The following is a 13282-nucleotide window of genomic DNA, read 5'->3' on the forward strand; positions in this document are numbered from 1 at the left end:
GAGGAATCGGGATATAGCACCCGGACCGGTAATTTCCAGAAAGGTTATTTTTTACGCGATGGTTCGGCGGGTTTTTCGTCAATTCCCATCGTCGTCAGGACGGGATTCAGGGTTTGGGGAACAATCCGGATGCGGAAAACTTTGGCACCGGCTACGTCAAAATCGCACTGGTACGTACCGCGCTGTTTCAGGCTCCGGTAAACAGCCGTGTAATTGACTTTGATGGGCCAGCCATTCAGCGCCAGTTGCCCAACAATCGTTTCAACGGCTTTCTTGAGATTGGAGAAAAAAACGGTGAAAGGTTCGCGCTGGCGGAGCGCATTGAGAGAGCCAACGTAGTGGACGGTAACTTCGTAAATAGTGTGCGACTGTTTCCTCATAAACGGGCAAAGCCGGTTTTTATTGCCTGCCTTGAAAAACTACCGAATAATGTTGCACAATATAAACGATTTTTATGTACCTACGGAAAAAGTCTGCGCTCGTATTTTTGCACAGCCAAAAAAACAGGCCAGCGTACAGCCTTTTGTCCGTAGGTACATTATTATCACCGCGCTGAATAATTCGGGGCTTCTTTTTGAATCTGGATGTCGTGCGGGTGGCTTTCACGAACCCCGGCCGACGTGATTTTCACGAATTTAGCGTCTTGCAAGGTCTCAATATCTTTGGCTCCGCAATACCCCATACCAGCTTTCAAACCGCCGACCAGCTGGTAAATAATTTCGGCAACCCGGCCTTTGATCGGCACCCGGCCAACGATGCCTTCCGGCACCAGTTTTTTGATATCGTCTTCCGCATCCTGGAAATAGCGGTCTTTCGAACCTTCTTCCATCGCTTCAACGGAACCCATACCGCGGTATGTCTTAAACCGGCGTCCTTCGTAAAGCACCACTTCGCCCGGAGCTTCTTCGGTTCCGGCGAGCAGCGAGCCGACCATCACCGTATACGCACCGCCCGCAATGGCTTTCGTAATGTCGCCCGAGAAACGGATACCACCGTCGGCAATGATTGGAACACCGGTGCCTTTCAGGGCTTTGGCCGATTCGTACACGGCCGTTAGCTGCGGCATCCCGATACCGGCAATGATTCGGGTGGTACAGATACTGCCCGGTCCGACACCCACTTTTACCGCATCGGCTCCCGCTTCAGCCAGGGCTTTGGCCCCTTCACCCGTCGCCACGTTACCGGCAATAACGTCCAGCTTCGGAAACCGTTCTTTGATTCCCCGAACGGCATCGATAACGCCCTGCGAATGGCCGTGGGCCGTATCCACACTGATGACATCGACACCGGCTTTCACGAGGGCTTCAATCCGGCGTGTCAGATCGGGCGTCACACCAACGGCGGCTCCTACGCGCAACCGGCCCAGGGCATCTTTGCAGGCATTGGGGTGGTTTTTCTTCTTCAGAATGTCTTTGTATGTAATCAGCCCCACGAGGTGATTCTCCGCATCGACAATCGGCAGTTTTTCAATTTTGTATTCTTGCAGAATGCTTTCGGCTTCTTCCAGCGTAATTTTTTCTCGGGCCGTAATCAGGTTCGTCCGGGTCATAATATCCGTCACCGGCTTTGATAATTCGGTCTGGAAACGGAGGTCGCGGTTGGTCAGAATACCGATCAGTTTGTTGGAGGCATCGATGACGGGAATACCGCCAATCTTGGCCTCTCGCATAATCTGGTGAGCATCGGCCAGCGTGGCGCCTTCCGAGAGCGTAATCGGGTCGATGATCATTCCGCTTTCTGAGCGTTTTACCTTTCGCACCTGTTCCGCCTGAGCCTCAACGCTCATATTTTTATGGATAATTCCGATGCCGCCTTCCTGCGCCATCGCAATGGCCAGTTCGGATTCGGTAACGGTATCCATAGCCGCCGAAATAAGCGGAATGTTCAGCCGGATGTTGCGGGTGAGTTGGGTAGTCGTCTGGGTATCGCGGGGAAGAACCTCCGAAAAGGCAGGCAAAAGAAGAACGTCGTCGTAAGTAAGCGCTTCGTAAAGAAACTTGGAGGAGTCTAAGCTCATGGCAAATCAACAGGATATGTTATTTGCCGGGTAAAGTTACAAAAAACTTCTGAACTTAGATTAATTTTATTGAAATCGTTTTTCCGGAAGTCTCCACCTTCACCCGGCAATCATCAAAATCAGGTGCTGAAACGCGCGGACGGTAGTTATTACTGAATCCATACGGTTCTTTCGGGATGCCAAACATTTTTTTATCCATCTCCCCGTTATCGTTTACATCATGAAAAAGTGCAACGGCATAATCACCCGGCGGCACGGTGAAGGTAATACGCGTACTGTTGCCTTTTACGGCGACAATTTGGTTGGCAATGGGTTTGCAGCCCGACGGGAAGTTATCACACGGTTTGTAAAGGCCCACCCGAAGCTGCCCCTTCACCTCTTTGATATTCTGAACATCAACGATAAGCTGTGTGTCGGCACGGTACGAACCGAACGCTGACGCGCACAAAGCCAGCAGCAGAAATGGAATTGTTCTCATATTTCGATAAACGCAATTGGCAGCCGGTTGTTTTGCGGTATTTAAAAATTGCTCAACAACAGAAACGGCCGCCCGAGAGCAGCCGTTTAGTCTGACAATAGATTCCTGAAAGGTTTAGACAAGTTGCGGCTCTTCTTCCAGCGCAACGGTTTTGACCTCCACGCGGGGCGGAAGCAGTTTGTACAGAACCGGGGTAACAATCCGGGATAACAACGTCGAACTGATCAGACCGCCGATGAGCACCAGCGCCAGGGGAGAATAAAGCGGATTGCCTTCGATAGCCAGCGGGATCAGACCACCAATGGCCGTCAGCGACGTCAGGACGATGGGCACAAAACGGATTTCTCCGGCTTGTTCGATGGCTTCGACCAACGGCATTCCGCCTTCGCGGAGCTGGTTGGTGAAATCGACTAGCAGAATGGAATTTTTTACTTCAATGCCGATTAGCGCGATCAGTCCGATGACAGCCACGAACGAGAACGGATTGCCCGACAGCAGCAGCGCGGCAATGGCCCCGATGATGCCCAGCGGAATCACCGACAGCACAATCAGCGTACTTTTGAAGGTGCCAAATTCCAGGATCAGCACGGCCAGAAAACCGAAAACCGTAATCAGGATAATGGTGCCCAGACCGCCAAACGATTTCTCCCGGCTTTCCAGCTCCCCGGCGGCTTTGTAACGAAACCCGTCCGGAAATTTCAGCGCGTCAAGTTTCTGAATCACTTGGTTGTAGACATTATCGACCAGATAACCGCTTTTCACAAAACCCGTCACCGTTACGTAACGGTCTTTGTCGTAGTGGCGAATCTGGTTGGTCGTTGTCTCAAACTGCAAATCAGCAATCTGACGCAAGGGTATCGAACCGCCATTCAGGGTATTGACGTACAGGTTGTTGAGCACCCGAAGGTCGGCCACTTTGCCTTTGGGCAGCGTCACGTTGATCTGGTAATCGTCGCCGTTGGCATCTTTGAATGTGCCCACGTTCAGCCCAGCGATAGCGAGCCGGATCGTGCGGTTGATGTCGGCGACCGACATGCCCAGCATCCCGGCTTTTTCCTTGTTGATCTTCACCCGCAGATCGGTTTTGCGGGTGGCCAGCGGGTTGTTGATATAAATCAGACCCGGCGTGGTTTTCAGGACTTTTTCTACATTTGCGGCCACCGTCCGGAGCGAATCCAGATTTTCACCAAACACACGAATGGCTACCGGCGCTTCCTGATCGGGACCCTGCTCAAAGTCCTTTACCTCGATTCGGGCGTTGGGATAGAACTTGAATTTATCCCGCATTTTGTCAATTAGCTGGCGTTTTTGCGCGGGCGGCATATCGTGCAACTGGACGAAGAACTGCGAAAAGTTGGTGGCTTCGTTCCGCTGAATGACGTTGTAATAAATCCGCGGATTTCCCTTGCCGACATTGGTTGTAAAATATTTCACCTCCGGCTCCTGGCCCAACTGGCTCTCAATGTAGCGGGCCACGCGGTTGGTTTCCTGCAAACTCGTTCCTTCGGGCGTCTCGATGTTGATCAGAAACTGCGGTTTTTCGGATGCCGGGAACAAGGCAAAACCCACTTTCGGAACCAGCGCGAGCGCCCCCGCGAAGATCGCCAGCGCCCCGAGCAGCGTCAGAACCGGATGCCGCAGCGCCGTGTGCAACAGCCGACTGTACGACCCGCTGATCAATCGTTTTAGGGAACGCATGAAAATGTTGCCCTCCGGATTGTGTTCTTCTTTCAAAATCCGGCTCGATAGGAAGGGAACGATGGTCAGCGAAACCAGCAGGGACGCCAGAATGGTGGTTACAACGGCGGTAGGCAGTGAGCGGATGAAGTCGCCGGATGCTTCGGGCAGGAACATCAGCGGCAGGAATGCCAGAATCAGGGTTACGGTACAGCCAATGACGGCCAGTGTAATCTGTTTTGTGGCTTTAATGGCCGCATCGCGTCTGGAAAAACCGTTGCGCAAATACCGTTCGATGTTCTCAACCACCACAATCGAGTCGTCGACCAGAATACCGAGCGCCACGATCAGGCCCACAATGCTCAACTGGTTAATGCTGAAGCCGAATACATTGAGCAGCGATAAGCCAATCGACAGCGAAAGCGGAATCGAGATCATTACCACCATCGCGGCCCGCATCCCGAGCGGCAGCAGTGTCAGGGCCACCAGCAGAATGGCAATGCCGAAATCTTTGGCAAACCGGCCTAACCGGGCGTTGACGCTGGCGGCCTGGTCGAAGTTCTTAACCAGCTTGATGTGGGGCGGTAAGGTTTTGGCAAAACTCTCGATCACCGGGTTCAACTGTTCGCCAACCTTCGCAATGTTTTCGCCCATTTTCTGGCCCGCCGTGATCAACACCGCCCGGTGGCCGTTCAGCCGGGTAATGTGCGTTTCGTCTTCGTAACTAAAATCAACCTCGGCTACATCACGCAGGTAGATGATTTTCTGCCCGTTGGTGGCCACCACGGTAGTACGGATTTCGTCGAGCGACTGGTAATCTCCACTGGTTTTGACGTTGAACTTGCGCGTCCCGGCCTGGACGCTTCCACCCGGAATGTTCAAGTTTTCAGCCTGCAACGCCCCCACCAATCGGTTGACCGGAATGCCTTCCTGCGCCATGCGTTCGATGTTCAGCGAAATCCGGACGGTGCTGGCCGGATAGCCCCAGTCCTTGACGCCTTTCAGGCTTTTGACTTTTTCCAGCCGCTCCTTTAACGCATCGGCGTAATCGCCCAATTCCTTGCTGGAGGCCACTTCCGATTGCAGGGCGATCTGTACAATGCTTACGTCGGTCGGCGAAAATTTATGAATTTCAATGTTAAAAATATCCGGTGGTAGCTGTGCCCGAAGCGCGTTGATTTCCCGCACCATTTCCTGGTATTTTTCGTCGGGATCGGCGCCATAATCATATTCAATGCGCAGAACAGCCAGGCCATCGTCGATGTTGGTAATCACATGGTTAATATCGTCGAGGGCATTAAAGCGGGCTTCGGCCGGATCGACCACTAATTCTTCCATGTCCTGCGCATCGGTGCCCGGATAGACGATGACAACGGCAAAGGAGGGAGCGACAAATTCAGGGTCTTCACCCCGGGGCATGTTGAACAGCGAGTTGACCCCCAGCGCCACCACGGCGATGAAGACGACCAGCATAAACTGCCAGTTTTTAACGGAAAATTCAGAGAGATTCATGGCGAGAGTCATTTCTCCGCTTAACTCCGATGCTCTCTGATAAACTCTGTGTAATAACATGAAAAACCGTTACACAGAGTTTATCAGGGGTAATCTGAGTTTATCAGAGGGGTTATTTGAGGATTACCGTTGACGTTTCGGTGAGGTAGGCCGAGCCTGCTGTGACGACGTTTGAAATACCCGATAAGCCGTTCGTAAGCAGTACGTTGTCGTTATCAATAAAGCCGATCTGAACCGGGACTTTGCGGACGTGTTTCTGGTCGTCAGATAAAGCGAAAACAAAACCGGCCTTCCCGTCGCCTTCAACAATGGCTTCAATCGGAACCAGGGCGTAGCTGCGGCTTTGGGCGGGTTGCAGCGTGACTTTGGCAAACAGGCCGGGCGCAAACTTCACCGTACCGGGGTCAATCCGGATTTCAACATCATAGAGTTTATTCTGGGGATCGGCGGCCTGAGCCAGTTCGCTGACGGTTCCGGTAAACGTTTTTTCGGGATACGCTTCCAGCGAAATGGTGGCGCGGTTACCAATTTTCAGCCGCGCCCAGTCTTTGTCGGACACGCCCACCCGGACAATCCAGTCGTTCCGGCGGGTGGACGAGATCAGGAAAACCGGCGACCCGGCTGCGGCAAATTCGCCCTCGTTCATGGTTCGGCGCGTTACGGTTCCATCGACCGTCGAGCGGATTTGGGCGTAATCCTGATTAAACCGGGCGATAGCCAGATGCTGCTGGGCGACATCGTGGCCCGTGGTGGCATTCTGCAACTGTTCCAGTGTAGCGGCTGTGTCGGCATAAAGCGCTTTGACGCGGTTGAGGTCCCGTTCGGCTTTTTCCTTTGCAAACTGCGCCTGACTCACCTGAGCATTAATTTCGGTCAGATTCAGGGTTGCCAGCAGTTGCCCTTTCCGGACGGTTTGGCCTTCATCGACGTATAGTTTTTCAATGATTCCGCCTACTTTAAAGGATAGTTTGGCTTCTTCGGAGGAGGAAACCAGACCTGATGCCACGATGGGTTCCGTTCGTACCACGGATTGGACTTTTGTGAGTTTTACCGGGATGGAGGTGTCGTCGGTTTGGCTCGCCGGTTTCTCTTTCCGGCTTTCTTTGGCTTTCGTACCACAGGCCCAGAGGCCGCCCGTCAGCAGAATAATCAAGATGAATGGTATCGCTTTCATTGGAGTAATCGGTTACTAATCAGGAGGAAAGTGTTGGAGTGGTTACTGAATCGCCGTCGCGCGGTCGAGGGCGGCCCGTTTGGTCAGCACATCATACCGCGCCAGTACCTGCTGAATCTGGGCCGTTAGCCGGTCATTCTGGAAGCGCAGGTACTCCACCAGCAGGGCCTGGCCGTTGCGGTATTTGCTGTCGATGAGCCGGAAGGTCTGCTCGGCGTTGGCGAGGCCGGTCTGGCTGGCTGTCAGGCTTTCGTTGGCCGCATCCAGTTCATAATACGCCTGCAAAACCTGCAACTGAATCTGTTTTTCTACTTCCGTCAGCCGGGTTTGCACCAGTTCTGTCTGGATTTTGGCCTGTTGCACCTTCGAACGTTTTTCGTAACCCTTGAATAAATCCCAGGACAAACCAACCTGTCCAACTACATATGCCTGATTGGAGAATGTATAGCCAAAGCCCTGAAAACCCGTGCTTCCACCGACATAGACATTGGGTAGCCTGATGGAGGCTTCGTTCAGTTTGACGGCATTTTGGGTGGCCCGGAGCGAACCGCCGAGCCGCTTCAGTTCCTGACGGCCCTGCAAAGCGGTTTGCTGCAATGCCGTGAGGGCAGGAGGGGCCGCGGGCAGGCTCCGGGTCAGGAGCGAATCCACCTGAATATCAGCCGTGAGGTCACGGTTGAGCAGAAAATTGAAATACGCTTTGGCGGTTTGACGGTTTTTGTCGGAGTTGGCCAGTTGCTGATCAATTTTGCTGATTTCGTAGCGGGCCGAGGTTACGGCATCTTTCGTTGCTACGTTGTTGCTAACCAGTTTCTCATTCAGTTTGGCCAGTTCGCGCAGCATGTTGCGGGAATTTTCGAAGATCCGAACGGCGTCTAGTGTTTGCAGGTACTGGTAATACGCCGTTGCAATGGTATACCGCAATTCGTTTTCAACTACCCGTTTCCGGGCTTCCTGCGCCGACAGCAAATCTTTTTGAATCAGGTAGTTGTACTGAATGTCGGAGTTGAAAATGGCGTATTGGACATTGAGTTTGGTGTCGTGAAAATTGTTGGGAGCCAGCAATTCGTTCACGTTGGGGATATTTGTCGGAAAGCGTTCGGCACCCGTAAGCTGGTTGAGTGTGGCATACACCGGGTTAAGCATGTCACCGACCGGAAATTGCAACCGTCGACCGCCAGCGGCCACGGAATAGGTGGGGTTAAACGTGAGTCGGGGGTAAAACAATGCCCGGGCCTGGTTGATCGACTCGGTAACCCGACCGATTTCCAGCGACTCCTGTTTCAGCGCCAGATTGTTTTGTAACCCTTCCTGAATGTACGCATCCAGAATAATCGAGGGTGCTTCTACCGATTGGGCGGCACCCGGGCGCGAGATGGTTGCCAGCGTAAGAATGATCAAGTAGCTGACTTTTAGTCTTGTAATCATACATAATAAAATAAACAGTGTTCACTAGTTGTTAAAATTTTTTTAGAGACCGTGGCGGATCGTTTCATTAAAAAGGTTAAAAGCGCTTTCCATCAGTTCTTTGCGACGGTTTTCTTCAAACATTTCCAGGCGTTTCCGCAGAAAAAGAGCGGTATAACCGTGTACGGAACTCCAGATCATAAGTGACGCTACTTCAGCATCCTGCGTTTTGAACAGGCCCTTGTCAATACACTCCTGTACGCAGGTGACCAGCAGGTTGAACGCCGATTTGCCTTCGTCCCAGATGTCATTCTTGCAGGCCAATGCGTCCATTGGAGCCGTCATGATAAACATCAGGTCAAACAACTCGGGGTTGTCAAAAGCAAACTGGAAATACCGGCGGCCCAATTCTACCAGCCGATCAAATGGATCTTCCAGTTGCAGAGCCGACTGAAACGCATCGATCATTTTATGAAAACCAATCTGGTGAAGCGCGTAGAGCAGCTCGTTTTTATCCTTGTAATAGAGATAAATCGTTGCCGGGCTGTATTCAATGGCGTCGGCAATGTTACGGATGCTCACTTTCTCGTACCCGTTCTCCAGAAACAGCTTTTGGGCTGCTTCCAGAATCCGTTTCCGCATTTCCTCTCTCTCGCGCTCTTTCCGCTCAACAATTCCCATATGTGTTAATTAACGTTACAAATGTACTGAACACCGTTTATTAATCAAGAGGTGTTTTTCTGGATCGGAAAAAACAGGAGATGAACAATCCGAATTCGGTCGTCAACCGTCAAAATTCCGAAACGAACGAAAAACGTCAGGCGGCTTTTTTACTCAATAACGGCGTAAATAGCGACCGGGTTTGATTTGTTTTTGAGCCGGACCTCGCCCAGCGGTTCGCAGCGGAAAGAATCCTTAACCAGTTGATAGGCGGTTTCGCTAATGATGATCTGACCTTCCTGCGCCACCGATTGCAGCCGTTGGGCGGTATTGACCACGTCGCCAATGACGGTATAATCGAGCCGCCGGAGTGTGGCCGAGCCAATATTTCCCGAAATCATTTCGCCGGTATTGATGCCGATGGCTACCTTGGGCGTGTAAACCGGTTCGCCGGGAACGGTTTTTTCCAGCAGTTCAATGTGGTTGCGGACGGCCAGAGCGGCTTCGATGGCGCGGTCGAGGTGGTATTCTCCCCGGAAGACGGCCATCACGGCGTCGCCCATAAACTTGTCGACAAAACCGCCCTGGGCAATGATTTCCTTCACCATTACGTCGAAGTACAGATTGATCAGCTTGACCACGGTGTCGGCGTTTTCGCGTTCGGTGATGGCCGTAAAGCCGCAGATGTCGATAAAAACCGCCGTGGCATTGACAGTTTCGTTCAGCATCAGCGACGTTTCAAACTCCCGCCGGTCCATGAAGTTGAGCACCGATTCATCGACGTACATCCTGAGAATGTTGTTCTCCTTGATGGCTTTCAGCGTATCCCGCAGTTGAGCCACGTGCCGCAGGGTTTTCTGCATGGTCAAATCGAGGTCATCGAAATTGACGGGTTTGCAGATAAAATCGAATGCCCCCCGGTTCATGGCCGTACGGATGTTGGTCATGTCGCCGTAGGCCGATACAATCACGGTTTTGGTCAACGGGCTAACTTCGCTCAGCTTTTCGAGCAGCGTCAGGCCGTCCATTTCGGGCATATTGATGTCACTCAGGACAATATCAATGTCGGGTTGCTCCTGAATTTTGGTCAGCGCATCAACACCGTTGTAGGCGAAAACAAACTCGTATTGCTGTTCGCGGATTTGCCGACGAAACTTCTGCCGAATCAGTAATTCGAGATCGGTTTCGTCATCCACGACCAGGATTTTGGACTTCATAGGGCGCTTTTAAGTTTTTCTTTCAGGTTGGAAAAGTCAAGCGGTTTGGTCAGAAAGGCGTCGGCTCCCAGCTTCATGGCCTGGTCGTGACTCTCGGCATCTCCGTAGGCCGTAATCATCATCACCGTGGGCGGAGCAACCGGATAGGTGGTTCTGATCAGGCGCAGCAATTCCAGACCACTCATACCGGGCATGTTAATATCCGACAGAATTAAGACATATTCAGACGAATGATCGTTCAGATACGTCAGGGCTTTTTCGCCGGAGTGGGCAAAGGCGAACTGGATTTCACCAGCGCGAATTTCCCGCCGGAAGCGTTGTTCAAAGAGGGTTTGTACGTCCGTTTCGTCGTCAACAACCAAGACTTTCATGCCGCAGGTTAAGTAAAAGGTAGATCGGGTTTACTATCAAAGATACGGAAAGTCGGTCTTTATGTGGGTAACCGGATGGTGAACTCTGTAAATTTCCCTTCTTCCGTCTCAACGACCAGTTCTCCGCCATGTCCTTTGGTTATAATGTCGTAGCTGAGCGACAGGCCCAGACCGGTACCCTGACCCGTGGGTTTGGTGGTGAAAAAGGGCTGGTAAATTTTGTTCAGGACGGAAGCCGGAATCCCGCAGCCATTATCGCGCACCCGGAGTTCGATGGTTTCTCCGTCGATGCGTCGCGTGATGACCTGCACCGTGGGCTGGTAGTTGGCCAGACCGGTTTTCCGTTTTTCTTCAGTTGCGTAAAAAGCGTTGGTAAACAGGTTGAGCAGCACCCGGCCCATGTCCTGCGGGACAACGGAAACTTTTCCCAGGTTGCTGTCAAAATCGGTCAGCAGGGTGGCGTTGAATGACTTATCGTTGGCCCGCAGCCCGTGGTAGGCCAGCCGCAGGTATTCGTCGGCCAGGTTGTTGATGTCGATGGGTTCGCGCTCGTGGGTACTGGCGCGGGAGTGCTGCAACATCCCCTTCACGATGGAGTCGGCCCGTTTGCCGTGGTGGTTGATTTTTTGCAGGTTTTGCGCAAGGTCGGCCAGAATTTCCTCTTCCAGCCCCGCATCGCGGTCGGTTTTTTGCCGTTCTTCCTTCAATTCTTCAATCAATTCGACGGAGACTTCCGAAAAGTTGTTGACAAAGTTGAGCGGGTTCTGGATTTCGTGGGCAATACCGGCGGTCAGTTCGCCTAGGGAAGCCATTTTCTCGCGTTGAATCAGCTGATCCTGCGTGGCTTTCAGTTCTGTCAAGGTTTGTTCGAGTTCTTCTTTTTGCCGGGTCAGTTCGGCAGTCCGTTCTGCAACGATCTGTTCAAGCATCACGTTCTGGCTGGCAATGATGCGGTTCTGTTCTTCCTCCTGCTGCCGTTTCAGTCGTTCTTTTTCAAGGGCTTTCTGCTGCTTCCGGGTGATAAACCAGGTGGCTACCATCCAGATAAAGGAAAACATCTCCGCAATTTCAACCATCGTTTTGATGCTTTCATAGAAATCCGGAACAATCAACTCAACAAGGTCGCCAAACAGCGAGATCAAAATAAACGGCCCGACAGCCAGCCAGACATTCCGAACCGGTCGGAAATCTTTCAGCAGGTAAGCCGCTCCCACCATGCCGATCAGCAGCAGATGCCAGACCCATTTGGTAAAATCAGAATCCAGAAAAATATCAGAAACCAATAGCCCGGTGGCTACATACTGCACCATGAGCAGCATCCGGTCCCACTCCGGAAACCGCTCGGCGGTCTGAAGTGAGGTACGGATGTACCGGACCATGAAAAAGACAATCAGAAAAGAACCTATTTCCATAAGGATATAAACGGTGATGCGCAAAACCGTATTTGGCCCTCAAATTAAAGCTTCCAGCCAAGACTTACAATGACGTGTATCGTCGGCCCGCGCCGTTTAAGTGTCGCAGCCCACGGATTGTTTGAAAGGAAAAACCGCACGGCTTTTTGTTGGTGGGTACGGTTAGATGAGGGAAAAGTTAGGCAAAGATCCCCACTTGCACCTGATATTTTCTAACTTGACGGCCATCAGACTGATAACTGACCGAATGCCAACAACCTGATTTTTTAATTTTTTAGAGCTTCTCATATGGAATACAGACAACTAGGTGGATCGGGCCTGAAGGTTCCGGTCCTGAGTTTTGGAACCGGTACGTTCGGCGGGGGCACCGAGTTTTTTAAAGCGTGGGGAACAACGCAGGTCGCCGAAGCAACCCGGATGGTCGATCTGTGTCTGGATGCGGGACTGACCATGTTCGATACGGCCGATGTTTATTCGCGGGGCATGTCCGAGGAAATTCTCGGCCAGGCACTAACCGGAAAGCGGGACAAGGCCCTGATTTCGACGAAAACCACCTTTAAAATGGGCAGTGGCCCGAATGATTTTGGCTCGTCGCGGTTTCGGCTGATCAAATCGTGCGAAGACAGCCTGCGCCGGTTGAAAACCGATTACATTGACCTGTATTATATGCACGGTTTCGACGGGCACACGGCGGTAGACGAAACCCTGAGCGCGCTGAACGATCTGGTGCAGAGCGGCAAAGTGCGTTACATTGGCTGCTCCAACTTTTCGGGCTGGCATCTGATGAAATCCCTCTCCATTTCGGAACGCTACGGCTGGGCAAAATACGTGGCTCATCAGGCGTATTACTCGCTTTTGAGCCGCGAGTTCGAGTGGGAGTTGATGCCGCTGGGCCTTGATCAGAAGGTCGGAACCGTGGTCTGGAGTCCGCTGTCGGCCGGACGACTGGGTGGGAAATACCGTCGGAACAATCCCGCACCCGCCGACAGCCGAATTGCGCAGGGTGGGGGCGAAGGCCCGCCGATTCCGGAAGAATACTGGTTTTCAATCATGGATACGCTGGACGAACTGGCCGCCGAAACCGGCAAAACCGTGGCGCAGGTGGCCCTGAACTGGGTGCTGCAACGCCCGACGGTTTCGAGCATTATCATCGGTGCCCGGACGGAAGAACAACTGGTTCAGAATCTGGGTGCGGTGGGCTGGAATTTAACCAAAGAGCAGGTCGCCCGGCTGGATGCGGTCAGTGATAAACCGACGATTTATCCGTACTGGCACCAGCGCATGAATCCGGATCTGAATCCGCTGCCGGTATAATGGACAGATTCAGGTATCCGGTGTTCTGTGCCGGATACCCCAT

General features: G+C 52.4%; 11 protein-coding genes. 1 reads left to right on the forward strand and 10 read right to left on the reverse strand.

What is annotated here, in order from left to right:
• Nucleotides 1–44: 44 nt before the first annotated feature.
• The 10 genes from LX87_RS02865 to LX87_RS02910 all read right to left on the reverse strand — a co-directional run bounded on the left by LX87_RS02865 (nucleotide 45) and on the right by LX87_RS02910 (nucleotide 11925).
• Nucleotides 45–380 (reverse strand): hypothetical protein, encoded by a 336-nt coding sequence (locus tag LX87_RS02865; RefSeq protein WP_111626654.1) that lies wholly within the window; start codon nucleotides 378–380, stop codon nucleotides 45–47.
• Between the two features lie 164 nt (nucleotides 381–544).
• Nucleotides 545–2017 (reverse strand): IMP dehydrogenase, encoded by a 1473-nt coding sequence (guaB, locus tag LX87_RS02870; RefSeq protein ID WP_111626655.1) that lies wholly within the window; start codon nucleotides 2015–2017, stop codon nucleotides 545–547.
• A gap of 55 nt (nucleotides 2018–2072) precedes the next feature.
• Nucleotides 2073–2495: a DUF2141 domain-containing protein gene (locus tag LX87_RS02875; RefSeq protein ID WP_111626656.1), complete on the reverse strand. Its 423-nt coding sequence runs from the start codon at nucleotides 2493–2495 to the stop codon at nucleotides 2073–2075.
• Nucleotides 2496–2609: 114 nt separating this feature from the next.
• A complete protein-coding gene (locus tag LX87_RS02880) occupies nucleotides 2610–5684 on the reverse strand; it encodes an efflux RND transporter permease subunit (RefSeq protein WP_111626657.1) in 3075 nt (1024 codons plus the stop codon).
• A 112-nt stretch (nucleotides 5685–5796) separates the two neighbouring features.
• A complete protein-coding gene (locus tag LX87_RS02885; RefSeq protein WP_111626658.1) occupies nucleotides 5797–6858 on the reverse strand; it encodes an efflux RND transporter periplasmic adaptor subunit in 1062 nt (353 codons plus the stop codon).
• 42 nt (nucleotides 6859–6900) lie between these two features.
• Nucleotides 6901–8259, reverse strand: coding sequence for a TolC family protein (locus LX87_RS02890; protein WP_374755109.1), 1359 nt, complete (start codon nucleotides 8257–8259; stop codon nucleotides 6901–6903).
• A gap of 69 nt (nucleotides 8260–8328) precedes the next feature.
• Nucleotides 8329–8946: a TetR/AcrR family transcriptional regulator gene (locus tag LX87_RS02895; RefSeq protein WP_111626660.1), complete on the reverse strand. Its 618-nt coding sequence runs from the start codon at nucleotides 8944–8946 to the stop codon at nucleotides 8329–8331.
• Nucleotides 8947–9095: 149 nt separating this feature from the next.
• A complete protein-coding gene (locus LX87_RS02900; protein WP_111626661.1) occupies nucleotides 9096–10142 on the reverse strand; it encodes an adenylate/guanylate cyclase domain-containing protein in 1047 nt (348 codons plus the stop codon).
• Nucleotides 10139–10513, reverse strand: coding sequence for a response regulator (locus LX87_RS02905; RefSeq protein ID WP_111626662.1), 375 nt, complete (start codon nucleotides 10511–10513; stop codon nucleotides 10139–10141). The genes LX87_RS02900 and LX87_RS02905 overlap by 4 nt, the downstream gene beginning before the upstream one ends.
• Nucleotides 10514–10572: 59 nt before the next feature.
• Nucleotides 10573–11925, reverse strand: coding sequence for a sensor histidine kinase (locus LX87_RS02910; RefSeq protein WP_111626663.1), 1353 nt, complete (start codon nucleotides 11923–11925; stop codon nucleotides 10573–10575).
• 288 nt (nucleotides 11926–12213) lie between these two features.
• Between LX87_RS02910 and LX87_RS02915 the strand changes: the two genes are divergently transcribed.
• Nucleotides 12214–13239 carry an aldo/keto reductase gene (locus tag LX87_RS02915; protein WP_111626664.1) on the forward strand — a complete coding sequence of 342 codons (1026 nt, stop codon included), beginning with the start codon at nucleotides 12214–12216 and terminating at the stop codon, nucleotides 13237–13239.
• Nucleotides 13240–13282: the final 43 nt, after the last annotated feature.

Origin of the sequence: Larkinella arboricola (assembly GCF_003259745.1) — a bacterium.
GTDB classification, from domain to species: Bacteria; Bacteroidota; Bacteroidia; order Cytophagales; family Spirosomataceae; genus Larkinella; species Larkinella arboricola.